General features: G+C 36.7%; 17 protein-coding genes. All 17 read left to right on the top strand.

What is annotated here, in order from left to right:
* The first annotated feature begins 137 nt into the window (after positions 1 to 137).
* On the top strand, positions 138 to 440 hold the full coding sequence (locus tag DYE54_RS02915) for an arsenic resistance protein (RefSeq protein WP_281267705.1): 303 nt from the start codon (positions 138 to 140) through the stop codon (positions 438 to 440).
* Between the two features lie 281 nt (positions 441 to 721).
* Positions 722 to 1,183 carry a MarR family winged helix-turn-helix transcriptional regulator gene (locus tag DYE54_RS02910; protein ID WP_115309831.1) on the top strand — a complete coding sequence of 154 codons (462 nt, stop codon included), beginning with the start codon at positions 722 to 724 and terminating at the stop codon, positions 1,181 to 1,183.
* Between the two features lie 41 nt (positions 1,184 to 1,224).
* Complete coding sequence (locus tag DYE54_RS02905; protein WP_115309830.1) at positions 1,225 to 1,548, top strand: DMT family transporter; 324 nt, start codon at positions 1,225 to 1,227, stop codon at positions 1,546 to 1,548.
* A gap of 374 nt (positions 1,549 to 1,922) precedes the next feature.
* Positions 1,923 to 3,512 (top strand): nickel ABC transporter substrate-binding protein, encoded by a 1,590-nt coding sequence (nikA, locus tag DYE54_RS02900; protein ID WP_115309829.1) that lies wholly within the window; start codon positions 1,923 to 1,925, stop codon positions 3,510 to 3,512.
* Positions 3,513 to 3,626: 114 nt separating this feature from the next.
* Complete coding sequence (opp1B, locus tag DYE54_RS02895; RefSeq protein ID WP_115309828.1) at positions 3,627 to 4,571, top strand: nickel/cobalt ABC transporter permease; 945 nt, start codon at positions 3,627 to 3,629, stop codon at positions 4,569 to 4,571.
* The gene (opp1C, locus tag DYE54_RS02890; RefSeq protein ID WP_115309827.1) at positions 4,568 to 5,392 is read left to right on the top strand and encodes a nickel/cobalt ABC transporter permease; all 825 of its coding nucleotides are present in this window, start codon (positions 4,568 to 4,570) and stop codon (positions 5,390 to 5,392) included. The genes opp1B and opp1C overlap by 4 nt, the downstream gene beginning before the upstream one ends.
* Entirely contained in the window at positions 5,389 to 6,300 is a 912-nt protein-coding gene (locus tag DYE54_RS02885; protein ID WP_115309826.1) for an ABC transporter ATP-binding protein, read from the top strand. The genes opp1C and DYE54_RS02885 overlap by 4 nt, the downstream gene beginning before the upstream one ends.
* Positions 6,294 to 7,070: an ABC transporter ATP-binding protein gene (locus DYE54_RS02880; RefSeq protein ID WP_115309825.1), complete on the top strand. Its 777-nt coding sequence runs from the start codon at positions 6,294 to 6,296 to the stop codon at positions 7,068 to 7,070. Before DYE54_RS02885 ends, DYE54_RS02880 begins: the two co-directional genes overlap by 7 nt.
* A 361-nt stretch (positions 7,071 to 7,431) precedes the next feature.
* On the top strand, positions 7,432 to 7,920 hold the full coding sequence (locus DYE54_RS02875) for a ferritin (protein ID WP_115309824.1): 489 nt from the start codon (positions 7,432 to 7,434) through the stop codon (positions 7,918 to 7,920).
* Positions 7,921 to 8,326: 406 nt separating this feature from the next.
* A complete protein-coding gene (locus tag DYE54_RS02870) occupies positions 8,327 to 8,800 on the top strand; it encodes a CtsR family transcriptional regulator (protein WP_115309823.1) in 474 nt (157 codons plus the stop codon).
* A 5-nt stretch (positions 8,801 to 8,805) separates the two neighbouring features.
* Positions 8,806 to 9,348, top strand: coding sequence for a UvrB/UvrC motif-containing protein (locus DYE54_RS02865; RefSeq protein ID WP_115309822.1), 543 nt, complete (start codon positions 8,806 to 8,808; stop codon positions 9,346 to 9,348).
* A gap of 11 nt (positions 9,349 to 9,359) precedes the next feature.
* Complete coding sequence (locus tag DYE54_RS02860) at positions 9,360 to 10,430, top strand: protein arginine kinase (protein ID WP_115309821.1); 1,071 nt, start codon at positions 9,360 to 9,362, stop codon at positions 10,428 to 10,430.
* A gap of 95 nt (positions 10,431 to 10,525) precedes the next feature.
* Entirely contained in the window at positions 10,526 to 12,985 is a 2,460-nt protein-coding gene (locus DYE54_RS02855; protein ID WP_115309820.1) for an ATP-dependent Clp protease ATP-binding subunit, read from the top strand.
* Between the two features lie 173 nt (positions 12,986 to 13,158).
* Positions 13,159 to 14,535: a DNA repair protein RadA gene (gene radA, locus DYE54_RS02850; protein WP_115309819.1), complete on the top strand. Its 1,377-nt coding sequence runs from the start codon at positions 13,159 to 13,161 to the stop codon at positions 14,533 to 14,535.
* Between the two features lie 145 nt (positions 14,536 to 14,680).
* Positions 14,681 to 15,838, top strand: a complete 1,158-nt coding sequence (locus tag DYE54_RS02845) for a PIN/TRAM domain-containing protein (RefSeq protein WP_115309818.1) — start codon at positions 14,681 to 14,683, stop codon at positions 15,836 to 15,838.
* Positions 15,835 to 16,998 (top strand): 2-C-methyl-D-erythritol 4-phosphate cytidylyltransferase, encoded by a 1,164-nt coding sequence (ispD, locus tag DYE54_RS02840; RefSeq protein ID WP_115309817.1) that lies wholly within the window; start codon positions 15,835 to 15,837, stop codon positions 16,996 to 16,998. Before DYE54_RS02845 ends, ispD begins: the two co-directional genes overlap by 4 nt.
* Positions 16,999 to 17,054: 56 nt before the next feature.
* Positions 17,055 to 18,527, top strand: a complete 1,473-nt coding sequence (gltX, locus tag DYE54_RS02835) for a glutamate--tRNA ligase (protein WP_115309816.1) — start codon at positions 17,055 to 17,057, stop codon at positions 18,525 to 18,527.
* Positions 18,528 to 18,529 lie beyond the last annotated feature (2 nt).

Genomic DNA, 18,529 nt, shown 5'->3' with positions numbered 1-18,529 from the left:
TTACAAGACGATTTATTATAAAAAAATATGGTGAAGCGTTTTTGGTGAATCATTTCATCCCGCGATTTGATCCCTATACAATGGTAGGGTTACTATTAACTCTTATTATGATTTTCACATTCCAAGGAGATAAGATTTTGGCACAACCATTAGATATTGTTTTAATTGCTATTCCACTTATTGTACAAGTGTTTTTTATTTTTGGAATTACTTTTGCAATTGCTTATTATTTAAAACTTCCGTACTCAATGGCTGCACCTTGTTCAATGATAGGGGCCTCTAATTTTTTTGAATTGTCGGTAGCAGTTGCTATAGCTCTTTTTGGATTATCATCAGGAGCAACTTTAGCAACTGTAGTGGGTGTATTAGTAGAAGTACCGGTTATGCTTTTATTGGTGAAGATTGCGAATCATCTATCTGTAAAGTTTAATAAAACGTAAAATTATTAGTGCGTGTGGTATAGAAGTATTTGGAGATGTAATAAACGTAGGGAAGTTGAAGATAAATAGAATAAATAGTAAAAGGTATAAAGAATTTGATTAGAATTCTTGACAATAGTCCTAATTCATACTATTATAGATGTGTTAATGGTACGAATTAGGACTATATTTTTGTTAAGAACTTTGATATTTGTTGTATTCATAGTAAGGGATATAGTCCGAATTGGGATTAGAGAAAATCGCTTAAAAAGTAATAGTAAAGAAGGGGAGTGTGTTATTATATGGATTGTTTACAAAAAGAACAAATCACAGCTATGGGGCGTTACTTTGGTCAGATTGCTGAACTCTATGCTGCATGGGCTAAATCGAAAGGGATTAGTTATAATAAATTAGCTATTATAGTAACTTTATTTTATCAACCGTATGGTACGCAAAGTCAGATATGTGATGATTGGGCTATACCTAAACAAACAATATCAACAATATGTAAGCAGTTAATCCAAGATGGATTAATTTATTATATGCACATAAATAATGATAATCGCGAGAAATGTATGGGATTAACAAGGGCTGGACAAGAAAAATTTCGTCCTCTTATGAAAGAGCTGCAAGCTGTTGAGACTCATGCGTTGACCGTTATGGGTGAAGATAATATAGCTGTTTTATTAGAAGGTATGCATCAATTTATTATGGCCTTTAGAGAAGGTGTAGATAAAGTCACAATTTCACAACTTGAAGATTAGTTTGTTCCATACATTGAAATTATTATCTAGGAGGGTGTATTATGTTTGGATATATTTTATTAGGAACCGCTATTGTATTAGAGATTTTTTCCACATCGATGTTAAAGTTGTCGGTGGGGTTTACGAAGTTAATACCATCACTTGTCTTTGTGGTAGGCATGGGATCTTCCTTTTTTGTTCTTTCAAAGGCGTTGAATTTAATACCGCTTAGTATTGCGTATGCTATTTGGTCTGGCATTGGTACCGCACTGACAGCTTTTATTGGAGTATATATTTGGAAGGAAGAGTTATCTATGACGGGGATAGTCGGTATTGCACTTATCGTTGTAGGAGTAATTTTATTAAATTTGAAAGGTGCTCATTAAAACAGAATTACCTATCAAATAATATTGAAATAGTTATTTGAATTTTTGATAAGAGGGACTGGAAATAGTCTCTCTTTTTTGATTGAGAGTATATTTAAGAATTTGGTAATTGATAGATATTATCAATATAATGATTTGTGGGAAAAGTAGCATATTAATTATATTTCTTTGTTGATGTTAGTTTTACATACCTAAATTATGGGAATAATCGTATTGATATCGAAAAAAATAAAATTAAAAATAAGTTATTACATACGGTCGATTTAGTGTACAAAGTGTTATTGACAATAGATATAAATGTGAATTATTATCAAAATATGTTGTTTCGGTTTGTGGTAGTAGTGTATTTGGTAGAAACGTTGAGGAGTTGTACTATGAGATTAAAACGACTTGTATGTGCCGCCTTATTAACAGTAAGTGCGTTTGGTATTTTAGGTTGTGCAGGAACGGCCGGCAATCAAGCAAGCCAAAGTGCAAACAGTGATCAGCTTACGTTTGTTAATTTTCGCGATGTGCGTGATTTAAATCCCCATTTATATGCGGGGGAAATGTATGCCCAAGAAATGCTGTATGATACATTAGTAGAGATTACGGATACAGGTTATGCGCCTGCATTAGCTGAAAGTTGGACAATTAGTGAAGATGGCCAAACGTATACTTTTAAAATCCGTCCAAATGTAAAATTTAGTGATGGCGAAGTGTTAGATGCGCATGCGATTAAGGCTAATTTTGATGCTATTTTTGAAAATAAATCTCGTCATACATGGCTAGAATCAATGAGTTTAATCGACAATTATGAAGCTACTGATGATTTAACATTTGTAATTCATCTTACAAAACCGTATTATCCATTATTAACTGAACTAGGCGTAACACGTCCATTTGCTATGATTTCACCAAAAGCAATGAAAAACGGGAGTACTAAGGATGGGGTTACTGAATATATTGGCAGTGGGCCGTATAAATTAAAAGAAGTGGTGACGGATAAATACGCTATTTTTGAAGCTAATGAATTATACTGGGGGGAAAAGCCAAAGGTTAAAACAATTTTAGTTAAGGTGATTCCAGATAATCAGACCCGTATTTTGGCCCTTGAGAAAGGGGAAGTTGATTTAATATTCGGTAAAAATATGGTAGATGCTGATGCAATTCGTAAATTTAAAGATCAAAAAGGCTTTAAGGTCGCCTTATCTGAACCTATGTCTACGCGCGAGATTGTATTAAATACAACAAAAGCTCATTTAAGTGATAAATTAGTTCGTCAAGCGTTACAACATGCGACCAATAAAGAGGCTATTTCAGAAGGTGTGTTTTATGGTATTGAAAAACCAGCCGATACATTATATGCATCAACAGTGCCTTATGCCAACGTAGGGTTAAAACCTTATGAGTATAATGTTGAAACAGCTAAATCAATGTTGACCTCTGCTGGCTATGTGCTAGGGGCTGATGGTATTTTGACAAAAGAAGGAACGCCATTAGAACTTAATTTGCTATATAACAGTGATAGTGTAACTGAAAAAGCTATTTCTGAATTTTTACAAGCTGAATACAAGAAATTAGGCATTATACTTCACATTAAAGGTGAAGAAGAGCAGTCCTATCGCGATAATATGAAGTCTGGTAATTTTGATATGGTATTTAATATTTCGTGGGGCTTGCCATATGATCCACAGTCCTCTTTATCTGGTATGCGTAAGCCTGTATATGGCGATTATGCAGCACAACAAGGTTTAGCAGATAAAGCTGAAATTGATGAAGCAATTACTAAGATTTTAACATCTACGAATGAAACTGAACGTCAAGACTTATATAAATTTGTATTGACTCGTTTACATGAAGATGCTGTGTATATTCCATTGACCTATGAAAATAACAAAGCTATCTACAATAATCGGGTAGAAGGTTTGCATTTTACACCAACTCTATATGAAGTGCCATTTAAGGACATAACGTTGAAATAAAGAAATCAGTGGTGAGTTTGTTTGTGCAGACTATAGGTGGTAACTAGTTGTAGTTATTGAGGCTGTTGTAGGAGTGACTACAATAGCCTCTTTTTGATTTAGGGAGGCAGTGCCATGAGGGCGTATATTATAAAACGTACATTGACGGCTATTCCTTTACTATTAGCCATTTCTTTTGTATGTTTTGTTTTTATTAATTTAATTCCATCAGATCCGGCGGAAGTAGCATTGCGTATTCGTCAAACACCAGTTGTGACGCCTGAGGCGATAGCGCAAGTACGAGCTGAATTAGGCCTTGATCAACCATATTTAATTCGTTATATGAACTGGGTAATTGCCTGCTTGCAATTAGATTTTGGTGTCAGTTATATTAATCCAGCACGCACCGTATTAGGGGAGTTTCAACGATGCTTGCCAGCCACCTTGTTATTAGCGCTTACATCCCTTGTTTTTGTAGTGGGATTAAGTATACCTATTGGATTCTTTTGTGCCGTGTATAAGGGTGGGTGGTTTGATAAAATTATGCGCGCTCTGGTGTTTTTAACAACGTCTATGCCGGCATATTGGATTGGTTTATTACTCATTTGGGTTATTAGCATCAAATTAGATTTATTGCCTACTAGTGGCAGTGAATCTTGGCAACATTTGATTTTACCAGCTTTTACAGTATCGTTAACTTACATTTCTACATATATTCGCTTAATTCGTAACAATATGCTTGAGAATATGAAAGAGGATTATGTTACATATGCAACAGTGAGAGGTATTCGTCAACGAACAATCTTGACGAAACATATTTTAAAAAACTCATTACATACTTGTATTATAGCCATTGGTATGAGTATTCCGCAGTTGATCGCTGGGACTATTGTGGTGGAGAATGTATTTGCTTGGCCAGGGCTGGGGCAACTTTGCATTAGTTCAATTTTTAATCGTGATTATCCAATCATTCAAACCTATGTATTATTTGTGGGATTCTTATTTGTTATATTTAATTTATTGTTTGATATTATTCAATACATTGTTGACCCGCGACTTAGAGAGGAGCGTGCTCAATGATTCGTTTATTGTTAAAGAATAATATGGTAGTTGGTTTAAGTTCGTTTATTCTATTCATAGCGTTAGCGGGAATTTTGGCACCTTGGATTGCGCCTTATGATCCCTATGAAAGCAATATTTTGATGAAGTTTGCGCCTTATAGTGCAGAGCACTGGTTTGGCACCGACCATTTAGGCCGTGATATTTTTTCTCGACTAATATATGGGATTCGGCCTACGTTATTTTTATCGGTATTAACGATGTTAGCTACGATTGGTTTAGGTGCCGTTATGGGATTATTATCTGGTTATTTCAGAGGTATTATTGATGAAGTCATTATGCGTGTTGTTGATATGATGTTATCGTTTCCAAGTCAGATTATGATATTTGCCGTTATTGCCCTATTAGGTGTGGATGTACAAAATATTATTATTGCCAATGTTCTTATTAAATGGGCTTGGTATGCACGCATGATTCGGACAAATGTTATGAAATATCGGGATAAAAATTTTATTCTGTATTCTCGTTGTATTGGAAGTACGGAACGTTTTATTATGATTCGTCATTTATTACCAAGTATTAGTTCTGAAATGGCCGTGCTTGCGAGTCTCGATGTAGGATGGACCATTATCAATATTTCGACATTGTCTTTTTTGGGCCTTGGTATACAGGCTCCTTTACCTGAGTGGGGGGCGATGCTTAATGAGGCAAAAAATGTATTAACAGTGAATCCTATCCAAATGTTAGTACCGGGGATTGCGATTGTAGTATTAGTATCGGCGTTTAATCTATTAGGCGATGCTATTCGAGACGCGCTTGATCCGAAGGAGGTGCAGGAATGAGCTTATTAGTGGTCAATAATTTATCCCTTGTACATCATAATAAAGTGCGTGAAAAACAAATTTTAAATAATGTATCTTTTTCATTAGAAGCAGGCTCCTGTTTAGGGATTTTAGGAGAGTCTGGTAGCGGGAAAAGCATGACGGCTAAGGCCATTTTAGGAATTTTGAGCCGAGATTTTACTGTCTCCGGTGAGGCCTTGTTTAAGGGAAAAAATTTACTAACTATGTCGCCATTGGAGTTAAGGCCTTTGCGGGGATTAGAGATTGGTATGATTATGCAAAATCCTATGACTTGTTTTGATCCTCTTTATAAAATAGGAAATCAGATGTTTGAAACGTTTGAAACACATGCTCTGTTTCCCAAAAGCGAATGGCAGGCTAATGCTGTGGCGATACTTAAAAAAATGCATATTCGAGAGCCAGAGGATGTACTTAATAAATTTCCGCATCAATTAAGTGGTGGTATGTTACAACGTATTATGATTGGCATTGCTATGGCTATGAAGCCAGAAATTTTAATTTGTGATGAACCAACTACCGCTATTGACAGCATTACACAGTATGAAATTATTAAAGAGTTTAAGACAATTAAAGAATCTAAAGAGGTAGCTATGATTTTTATTACGCATGATATTAGCGTGATTTCTCATTTGGCTGATGAAATTATGGTATTGAATAACGGACAAGTGGCTGATTATGGCACATTCAAAGATATTTTGACAAGTCCTAAAGATGCCTATACGAAGATGTTAATTGAACAGAAGTTAGCTGTTGCCAATCGATATCGACAAATGTTGTATAACAATCAGGTAGCAGAGACTGTCACCGGAGTTGGTAAGGGGCAGCGTAATAGGGAACAGAATACATCCTTATGGCCGGAAATGGTGGGAAGGGAGGCTACATGTTAACTGTAGATAATCTAGTCATACGTTTTCCAAAACCTCATAGCAAGTTAATTTTTAAAAAGGAATATCAAACGATTTTACATAATATAACGTTTTCTGTAAAACAAGGAGAATGTTTGGGGATTCTTGGCGAATCAGGTAGTGGTAAGAGTACGATTGGTAAAGTTATATGTGGGTTGTTAACACCCTATAAAGGGACTGTTACTCTGAGTGATACCGTATTATATGGTAAAGAAAAAATAGAACCAGGAATTTTGTCGGTTGTATTTCAAGATTACACAACATCGGTGAATAGTCGTTTTACAGTTCGTGATATTATTAAAGAATCCCTAGTAGTCTTACAGCGACGTACTCAGGTTAAATTAGATTTTGATAAAGAGACTATTGAATTATTAGAATTAGTAGGATTGTCTGCTGATTTTATTAATCGGTATCCTCATCAGTTATCTGGAGGGCAATTACAACGTGTATGTATTGCACGGGCTATTGCAGTGAAACCAGAACTTATTCTGTTTGATGAAGCCATTAGTTCTTTAGATGCTCATACACAAGTTCAAATTATGGATTTGTTGATGAAAGTTAAAGCGATATATAATTTTACCTATATATTTATTACACATGATTTACCATCAGTTACGTATATGTGCGATCGTGTATTATTTCTTAACAAGGGGCAGGTAGCAGAAATCATACCTGTTGAAATGATTAGTGAAGTTAGGAGTGAGTATGCCAGAAAATTATTGCACTCTATTTTAGAAATTAATAGAGAGTAAAAAATAAATTGAGAATAAATATCGGAAAAAGGATTGATTTATTATAAATCAATCCTTTTCTTCACTATAGTTTCATGTTATTTTAATCTTACAAGAATATAGTAACCATAAGGAAAGCGTTAGTGAAAAGAATTAAATAGAGAGAAGATGATAAATGATAAACAATCTCAAATTATCAATTAAATTTAAAATTGAAAATTGAGACTAGATTTATAATTATCGATGTGTTATAATGAATATGTAAGCAATAATAAGTACTTACAGAGAATCAATTAAGGTTAGTAACTTTAGTTATAACTTTATTTAATTAAGTTTTTAATATTAAAATTATATAATAGGAAAGGTTTGAGGTGACATTTTTATGAATAAGAATATCGCAAAAGCATTAAATGAACAGGTTATTTTTGAATTTAATTCCGCATACTTATATTTAGCATTGTCTTTGGCAATGGCTGATGCTCGTTTTAAAGGTTTATCAGCATGGTTACGTTTACAATACCAAGAAGAAATGGATCATGCTTTTAAAATTATTGATTATTTAGAAAGCCGTAATGCTACGACTACATTGGGTGATATTAAAGCACAGGCTGTTGAAGTCTCTGATCCATTGAAAGTAGCTGAAATGGTTTATAATCATGAACAAGTTATTACTGGTAAAATTAATGATTTGTATGCATTAGCTACTGAAGAAAAAGACTATGCAACAGTTAACTTCTTAAACTGGTTTATTACTGAACAGGTTGAAGAAGAAGCTAGTGCTCGTGATTTAGTTGATGAATTTACATTTGCTGGTGATAGCCGTGCAAGCCAATTGTTCGTGGATGCTCGCTTGGGTAATCGTCAACAATAATTCAATACTAACACAGGCTTAGGCAAGTGTTAATAATACCCTTTGCTTCTAAGTAGAAGCATTACTGATAAAAATTACAACAGCTTAATGATAAGCTACCAAAAAGCGCTCTTCGGAGCGCTTTTTTAGTGTGTAAATGATTAATAGGTTTTAAGTATATTAGGTAATAGTTATGATATTTAAAAAGTCAAAAAAATAAAAAGTCAAAAATTTTATAAAAATTTGACCTTTTCTATTGACAAAAGTCAAAAAGTCAATTATTATATAGTCAAGGTTAAAAGAACAAAAAGTCAAAAGAGTAGAAAGTCAAATAATGACAAATGACTATAACCGAAGTTGAACAAAGAATGAAGGTAATCTATGAAAGATATAGTAATAATATATAAACAGTTTGGAGAGATGACATATGGGTATTCTAGCGGATCGTATTGAAAAATTTATTTTAGCAAAGTTACTAGAAGAACAAGCTAAAGAAGAAGGTATTGTGTTACGTCGTAATGAATTAGCTGATGAACTCAATTGTGCACCGTCACAGATTAGTTATGTTCTAAGTACACGGTTTTCTAATGATCGCGGTTTTATTGTAGAGTCTCGTCGAGGCCTTGGTGGTTTTATTAGTATTACACGGATTCCTGTTAAAGCATTATTGGAAGCACCAAAACAGCAACAAACTACTGAATCAAGTGATAAACCATTAACTATGGGCATGATAGATAATTCTCTATTTGAATTAATGCAACAAAAGTTGTTACGTAAACGAGAGGCTGCACTTTTACATGAAGCCTTTGCAATATTGATGGAAGAGCCTGAACGTAAGACTCGAGAGCACAAAGTACGCCGCTTATTTGAACAAGTGGTAGCTATGGTGAAGGAGGGATAAGGGTTATGTTATGTGATAATTGTAAACAAAATGAAGCAACCGTACATATGACACGAGTTGTAAATGGTAAAAAAACTGAACGTCATTTATGTAATGTTTGTGCAGCTAAGCAACCAAATGATGGGTTTGGTAGCCAAGGTTTTATGAATTTTGGTCCATCGCTGTTAGATAATGATTTTTTTACTAATGATTTCTTTACAAATACTTTGTATCCAGATAGTCTATTAAATCCACGGCAAGAAACACGTTGTAGTCAATGTGGCATGACATTTAGTGAATTTAATCAAACAGGTAAGTTTGGTTGTGACCACTGTTACGATACTTTTGAAGCGCAAATTGCACCATTGGTAAAACGTTTGCAAGGGTCTTTGTCCTATGAAGGGCGTGTACCAAGTCGAGGAACAGGTGTTTTTAAAACGAAACATCAAATTAAGCGTTTGCGCCAAGAATTAGATAAAGCTGTAAAAGCAGAACAGTTTGAGGAAGCTGTTCGGTTGCGAGATGAAATTAAAGTATTAGAAGAATCGATACATAAGGATAATCAATAGGGGGTGTGACTATGTTAGACAAAATTTTAGATGAACCTTTAAGTAGCTGGCTACGTAGTACAGATCCTATCGGTGATATACATTCTCATATTGTACTATCTAGTCGTATTCGATTAGCACGTAATTTTAAGAGCTTGCAATTTACTAATCGGAATCACGAAGCGTCTTTGAAAGATGTTGAAAGCCGGATGCGCGGTGTGTTAGGCACTTTAAAAGCCGCCGACGGTCGTGAGTACTCCAACATTAGTTTAGATAAATTATCGGACACAGAACGTGAAATTTTAGTGGAAAAGCATTTGATGAGTCCACAAATGGGCCAAAAGTTACCTTATCGCAGTTTAGTAGTCGCTGATGATGCTTCTGTAGCCATTATGGTTAACGAAGAAGATCATATCCGAATTCAGACGATGGAAGCGGGTCTTCATCTGCAAGAAGCACTAGAACACGCGCTGAAAATTGATGATGCGATTGAAAGTAAATGTGATTATGCGTTTAATGAACGTTATGGCTATTTAACCGCTTGTCCTACTAATGTAGGCACAGGGATGCGTGCTTCGGCGATGCTTCACTTGCCAGCCTTAGCCATGACGGGTCGTATTAATCGACTTATTCGTAGTATTACACAATTAGGTTACTCCGTGCGTGGTTTATATGGCGAAGGATCACAGGCACTTGGTAATATTTATCAAATCTCTAATCAAGTAACGATGGGAATTAGTGAAGAAGATACAATTACTCAGTTACAGAAAGTGCTTGAAAAATTGGTGCAAGAAGAAGTAAAAGCGCGTGAAGCGATTCGAAATGGTGATTTTGAAGCTTTTGAAGACAGGGTATGGCGTGCTTTTGGTACCTTGCAGTATGCTCGACGTCTTTCTGGTGAAGAGGCGTTAGGTCTTCTTAGCGATGTCCAGTTAGGTATGGATTTAGGTGTATTACCACAGCATTCAGCCGATGTATTTAATGAATTAGTGGTCACTACACGACCTAATTTCTTAAGTAAGTATGCTGGTAAGGAAAGTATGACAGCATCTGAACGAGATAGTTATCGAGCAAAAGTTGTGAGAGATCGCTTGGCTCGTTAATATATAAAGTTAATATATAAAGTTAATATATATAAAATTAAACTAACATAAATTTATAAATTTTACGATGTATCATATAGATATGAGGTGATTGTATGTTTGAACGTTTTACAGATGGTGCGCAACGTGCTCTTGGCATTGCGCAAAAAAAGGCGCAGGAATTTGGCCACGATTATGTGGGCACTGAACATTTGCTGTTAGGTTTATTGGAAGAATCTAATAGTGTAGCATCTAAAGCTTTGCATTCCTTAGGTTTGGAAGATAAAGCGGCGGAGGATGCAGTATTAGCAGCTGTTGGTCGTGGTAATAGTCGTGGTAATGAATTATATATGACACCACGGACAAAACGCGTTATACAGTTGGCGGTAGAGATTGCTAACCGCATGCAACATAATTATGTAGGTGCTGAACATGTATTGCTCGGTATTTTACAAGATGGTGGTGGTGTAGCTGTTGCTGTATTACACGAATTTGGTATTCGCAGTTCCGATGTAGTAAAAGCTATTAATAGTATTTATGGATCGGAACAGAGTGGTAGTGATGGTACTAGTGTAGGTGGTGCTACTGGTGGCCATGCTGCGAATAGTAATTTAGGTGATTTGAAAGATTTTGCTACTGATTTAAATGAATTGGCTAAACAAGGTAAGATTGACCCTGTTATTGGGCGTGATACAGAAATTAACCGTGTTATCCAAATTTTGAGTCGCCGTACTAAAAATAACCCAGTTCTTATTGGGGAACCTGGGGTTGGTAAAACGGCAATTGCAGAAGGGCTAGCACAGCGAATTGTAAACCAAAATGTGCCTGAAATTTTGCGGGATAAACGTATTATTTCGTTAAGCTTAACTGCTATGTTAGCGGGTGCTAAGTATCGTGGTGAATTTGAAGAACGTCTTAAAAAGGCAATCGATGAAGTTCAAAAACACGATGATATGATTATTTTTATTGATGAAATTCATACATTAGTTGGTGCTGGTGCTTCGGAAGGCGCTATGGATGCTGCGAATATTTTGAAACCAGCATTAGCACGAGGGACGTTCCAAGTTATTGGTGCGACTACACTCGATGAGTATAAGAAACATATTGAAAAGGATGCAGCGTTAGAACGTCGTTTTCAACCTGTTTTGGTAGGGGAACCAAATGAAGAAGATGCCCTTGAAATTTTAAAAGGCTTGCGTGACCGCTATGAAGCATTTCATAAGGCTAAAATTACGGATGCGGCTTTAAAAGCTGCCGTTGAATTATCTAATCGTTATATTTCTGACCGTTTCTTACCAGATAAGGCGATTGACGTAATGGATGAAGCGGCTTCTAAAGTACGTATGAAAGTCTTTACAGCGCCACCAGACGTAAAAGATTTAGAAAAACGATTAGCTGATGTGCGTAAAGAAAAAGAAGCAGCCGTAACCAGTCAGAATTTTGAGGAAGCAGCGAAACTTCGTGATGAAGAAAAACAATTGACTGAAGACATTGAAGCTAAACAGGCGCAGCGTAGTAAAGAAGACGAAGAAAAGCTCGTTGTTACAGAAGATGATATTGCTGCCGTTGTTGCTGAATGGAGCGGAGTTCCTGTTGCTAAAATTGCCGAAGAAGAATCACAACGACTACTTCGTTTAGAAGATGAACTTCATCAGCGTGTTATTGGTCAAGATGAAGCTGTGGTAGCTGTAGCTAAAGCCGTTCGTCGGGCACGGGCTGGACTAAAAGATCCAAAACGTCCTATTGGTTCCTTTTTATTCTTAGGGCCTACAGGGGTTGGTAAAACCGAATTGGCACGCTCCTTAGCAGCTAACCTCTTTGGTGATGAAAATGCTATGATTCGACTTGATATGTCTGAATATATGGAAAAACATACTGTATCTCGCTTAGTTGGGGCGCCTCCAGGATATGTTGGTTATGATGAAGGCGGTCAGTTAACGGATGCGGTACGTCGTAAACCATACAGTGTAATTCTCTTTGATGAAGTAGAAAAAGCACATCCAGATTTCTTCAACATCTTACTTCAAGTATTAGATGATGGTCGTTTGACAGATAATCAAGGGCGTACGGTTGATTTCCGTAATACCGTTATTATTATGACAAGTAATTTAGGTTCGAAGTTCTTGAAAGAAGATAGTGCCACTATGGGCTTCTTAGCTGCTAAGAATAAAGACGAGGCTAAGAAAAATGAAGCAGAAACCTTTGCAGAAGCTAAGAAAAATACATTAGCAGCAGTAAAACAACACTTCCGTCCTGAATTCTTGAATCGTATTGATGAAATGGTTGTATTCCATCCATTAACTAGCGAAGATTTAGGTAAAATTGTTAATATTTTACTTAAAGATGTGACTAAACGTCTTGCTGAACGTGAATTAACCTTAGAAGTTACGCCAGAAGCTCTTGATATATTAGTTAAAGAAGGCTCTGACTTTGCTTATGGGGCAAGGCCTTTAAAACGTGCTATTCAGCGCTTGATTGAAGATCCTATTTCTGATTTAATTTTGAAAGGTGATGCTCACGAAGGTTCTGTTATTAAGGCAAAAGTAGTAGATGGTGACATTACGATGGTGGTATAATAACTTAAGGTTATACTTTAATGGCTGATGTATAATTGTCAGTTACATGAAACTATAAATTTTCTCCTCTGTTTGCAGGATATTGCACTTAAAATCACGAATACTATTTAGATGGTGTTCGTGATTTTTTTATCTAATGAGTTCAAAATTTTGAAAATTAGAAGGATTATATAATGGCTAAAGTTAAAACTGTTTATTTTTGTAATAATTGTGGTGCTGAATCAGCTCGATGGCTAGGTAAATGTCCACAATGTGGTGAATGGAATACCCTCGTTGAAGAAGTGGTGCGCCCGACGACGAGTAAAGGAACTGCTGCTTATGCGCCTGTTGATCGTTCAGCGACGAAACCAGTAGCGCTGTCTGATATAAAAACAGAAGACTCGCCACGTATGTCTACAGGGTATGATGAAATCGATAGAGTCCTAGGGGGTGGGATTGTACCAGGTGCGTTGATGTTATTAGGTGGTGATCCAGGCATTGGCAAATCAACGATTTTACTCCAAGTGTCAGGGCGAATTGCCGAACGTTTTGGCAAAGTCCTCTATGCATCAGGGGAAGAATCACAGATGCAGTTGAAGTTACGTGCGGAGCGATTAGGGATTGAAGGTAATCAGCTAGCGGTTATGGCAGATACAAATTTGGATTCTATTTTACAGGAAGCATCACAACATAAACCGGCTTTACTTGTTATTGATTCTATTCAGACCATGTTTACAGATGCGTTAGATTCTACGCCAGGTAGTGTAGGTCAAGTCAGAGAATGTACAGCTCGTTTACTTCGTTTCGCAAAAGAGCAGGGCGTGCCAGTGATTATTATTGGTCATGTAACCAAAGATGGTAATATTGCGGGGCCTCGTATGCTTGAACATATGGTAGATGTGGTACTGTATTTTGAAGGCGAACGTTCTTATCAGTTTCGTATTTTACGAGGCATTAAGAATCGTTTTGGTTCTACGTCAGAATCTGGACTCTTTGTGATGGAAGAAGAAGGGTTAGCAGAGTTAGTGAATCCATCAGCTACGTTATTAGCTGAGCGAACTGAAGAAGAAACTGGATCGGCTGTCATGGCGTATCTAGAAGGGATCCGACCAATTTTAGTAGAGGTACAGAGTTTAGTCGCTACTACCGCTTTTGGTATGCCACGACGTACCTCCATAGGCTATGATTTAAATCGACTGATTATTTTATTAGCGGTGTTAGAAAAACGTTGCGGTTTGACTTTAGGTAATAAAGATGTATATGTAAATGTTATTGGTGGCCTTAAAGTTAATGAACCCGCTTGTGATTTATCGGTAGCAGTAGCCATTGTATCTAATTTAAAAAATCGCCCCGTACCGGCTGATATGGTTATTCTTGGTGAAGTAGGGCTAACTGGTAATATTCGCAGTATCCCTCGGATTGAACAGCGGATTGCTGAGGCAGCTAAAATGGGATTTACACGATTTGTAGTGCCAGCCGGAAATAGTAAACAAGTCAAAACAAATCGAAAGGGAATTTCTGTGCATGGTGTTACGACTGTGCAAGAGGCTATGCACTTGGTATTTGGTTGACAGTACTTAAGGACAAGTATTTTATGGTTTTATAACTATTTTTATTCAAGTTGTTTTAATTTGGTGAAAAATTGTGCAGAAGTTTATGATTTATTTAGCGTTTTAATGTACAATAGAAGAGTACGATGTGAAAGGAGGTGAAAAAATGATATATAAAATTTTACGTTATGTCATAGCCTTATTGGTTGGGATTATGGGATACATGTTGACGGATAGTATTATGCCAGTATTAGAACCAATTATTGATGTTAAGTTTTGGACAATGGGTTTCTTTGGCATTTCTATTATTAAAATTTTAGCCTTAGCATTCGGTGGTCTATTGGGGGCCGTTATTGGTTTCTTTATTGCTATGCCCATTATTAGTCAAGGGTTGCGACTGGCTAAAAATATGGAACGGCTTCTATCTCGAGTACCTAATCAGGAATTAATGGCCGGTACAGCCGGATTACTCTTTGGACTTATAATAGCAAATCTTATTGGCTTGGCATTTTATCGTGTACCACTCATTGGCTCATATATCCCTATTATTTTGAGTGCTATTTTTGGTTATATTGGTATGCGATTAGCGTCTCGTAAGGGACCGGAATTGTATGCAAATTGGCTTCAAAATCGTACAATTGTAAAGGATAAAAAGAAAGAGGCTGCTCCTAAAGAGGTAGAAGCACCTGCTCATTTAGCTGTCTCTGATTTTGAATCAGTTTCCGTGGCCAAATTATTAGATACGTCAGTTATTATTGACGGTCGTATTGCGGAACTTTGTGCGACCGGTTTTTTAGAGGGGCCTTTGGTAGTACCTTTATTTGTTCTTGAAGAGTTGCAGCATATTTCTGATTCAGCAGATGTGCTCAAACGGAATCGTGGTCGCCGTGGTCTTGATATTTTACAAGGTTTACAGCAAAAAGAATTAATCGATATTAAAGTTATTGACGATGATTTTGAGGATATTACAGAGGTTGATTCTAAATTGATGCGGTTAGCCCTTGATAAAAAATGGAAAATCATAACCAATGATTTTAACTTGAATAAAGTGGCTAGTTTGCAAGGTATTGAAATATTAAATCTTAATGATTTAGCAAATGCGTTGAAACCAGCTATGATTCCTGGTGAATGGATTCGTGTACAGGTAATCAAAGAAGGGAAAGAAGATAATCAAGGGGTAGCTTATTTAGATGATGGCACTATGATTGTTATTGAAAATGGTGCTCAGTATGTAGATACGTCTATTGATGTGATGGTAACGTCTGTATTACAGACAAGTGCTGGACGAATGATTTTTGCTAAAGCGAAAGGAACTAAAGAATGATTAGTTGTATTTTATTGGCTGCTGGTGCTGGTAAGCGAATGCAATGTGAGGCGAATAAAATCTTTTTGCGTTTAGGCAAGTATTCTGTGCTACAATGGAATTTACAACATATGGCAGATGTTCCTGATTTAAGTGAAGTCATTATAGTTGTAGCTGATGGTGAAGAAGAGGCCATTCAAAATGAAGTGGCCTCTTTAACCAATTTACCGTGGCAACCTAGATTGGTTATTGGTGGTGCAGAGCGGCAAGATTCTGTATTAGCAGGCACCAAAGCGACTAGTGAAACGGCGGATATTGTTTTAGTCCATGATGGTGCTCGGCCAATGGCTAGGGCGGCTTTGTTTACCGCTGTAGCTGAGGCGGCTCAACAACATGGTGCAGCAGTGGCTGCCGTACCTGTGGTAGATACGATTAAACAGGTTCGAGATGATCAAACTGTGGTACAGACGCTACGGCGAAGTGAATTGTATGCGGTGCAAACGCCACAAGGTTTTAGAAGGTCTTGGCTGTTAGAGGCACAAGAATATGCTAAGAAGACGCAATTTGTAGGTACTGATGATGTATCCTTAGTTGAACATCAAGGAAAGCCAGTATATATTGTAAATAGTGATTATACAAACTGTAAGCTCACAACACCAGCTGATATTGTGAAAGCGAAACAGTATTTAGGAGTGACAGAACCTATGATGCGTGTTGGCTTTGGTTATGATGTACATCGTTTTAAAACGGGGCGTCCTTGTATTTTAGGGGGCGTGCAGATTGAGAGTGAATTTGGTCCCGATGGACATAGTGATGCTGATGTGCTAATTCATGCGTTAATGGATGCTTTATTAGGCGCAGCTGGCTTACCGGATATTGGCTATTGGTTCCCGCCAGAAGATGAGGCCTTTAAAGGTGCTTCTAGTATGGAATTATTAAAGCAAGTTGTGAAGTTACTACACGAAAAAGGTTTTAAGGCGTATAATGTAGATGTTATGGTTATCGCTGAAGCCCCTAAATTAAAACCTCACATTAATGCTATGAAGGCTAATTTAGCTGGTGTTTTGGGGATTGGCGAAGAGTTCATAAGTGTAAAAGCAACGACTCATGAAAAATTAGGCGCTTTTGGACGCTTAGAAGGGTTAGCGGCTCAAGCGGTGGCAACTTTATACAGCTTATGATTAGTGATGTACAATATATTAGTGATATAGATAATAGCAAAGGAGTGGATATAGACATGGCAAAGATGAAAGTTCGTTTTGCACCAAGTCCAACTGGCCCATTTCATATTGGTGGAGCCCGTTCTGCATTGTTTAATTGGTTATTAGCGCGTAAAGAAGGCGGTACATTTCTCCTTCGTATTGAAGATACTGATTTAGCTCGCTCAACTCGTGAGAGTGAAGAAAATATTAAAGCAGCTCTTAAATGGCTTGGTATGGATTGGGACGAAGGTATTGATGTAGGGGGCGACAATGGCCCATATCGTCAAACAGAACGATTGGATATTTATAAAGAAGTGACACAACGTTTATTAGATGAAGGTAAAGCGTATCGTTGCTATTGCTCTGAAGAAGAATTAGAAGCTGAACGCCAAGCACAATTAGATCGTGGTGAAACACCAAAATATAATGGTCATTGTAGTCATTTAACAGACGAACAAATAGCAGCTTATGATAAAGAAGGTCGTAAACACACGATTCGTTTGCGTGTTCCTTTGAATCAAACGTTTGCATTTGATGACATGGTACGTGGCCATGTATCTTTTGAATCCAATGGTGTTGGTGATTTTGTTATTGTTAAATCAGATGGAATTCCAGTCTATAACTATGCGGTTGTCATTGATGACCATACAATGGGAATTACACATGTAATTCGTGCAGAAGAACATCTTTCTAATACACCACGCCAGATTGCGATTTACAATGCGCTCGGTTGGGATGTACCTACGTTTGGTCATATTTCACTTATCCTTGGTAAGGATTATAAGAAAATGAGTAAACGCCATGGTGCCACTTCTGTTGATCAATATCGTCAACTTGGTTACTTACCAGATGCGATTGACAACTTCTTAGCTTTATTAGGTTGGGCACCAGAAGGGGAACAGGAATTATTTACTAAAGATGAATTAATTCAGAATTTCTCTATGGACCGAGTTGCTAAAAATCCAGCTGTATTTGATATTGATAAACTAAATTGGATTAACTTCAATTATATGAAAAATTTAAGTGATGAAGCACTATATGAATTATGTTTACCTCATTTACAAGAAGCTGGTTATGCATCGGCAACTCCTGATGAAACTGAAAAAGCAAAACTTATTATGCTTTGTGTATGCTTAAAAGATCACATTAGCTTTGGCGCACAAATTAAAGAAGAAGCAAAACTAATTTTTGATGATACGTTTGCTTTTGATGAAACTCACGCTGAAGATATTAAGGCCGTATTAGCGGAAGAGTCTTGCCCAACTGTACTTAAAGCATTCCGTGAAGCTATTGCGGATTTAGAGGACATTACTCCAGATGTGGTAAAAGCAACGATTAAAGGTATTATGAAAGAGACAAAATTAAAAGGTAAGTTTGTCTTTATGCCAATTCGTATTGCTACTACAGGGCAAATGCATGGTCCAGATTTGAATTATATTATTACTTTATTTGGCAAGGAAAAAACATTAGCTCGTTTAGATGAAACAATCAGTCAAATGGCTGTTTAACT

This window comes from Veillonella criceti (genome assembly GCF_900460315.1).
GTDB classification, from domain to species: Bacteria; Bacillota; Negativicutes; order Veillonellales; family Veillonellaceae; genus Veillonella_A; species Veillonella_A criceti.
This window is presented reverse-complemented; position numbering and strand designations above follow the sequence as displayed.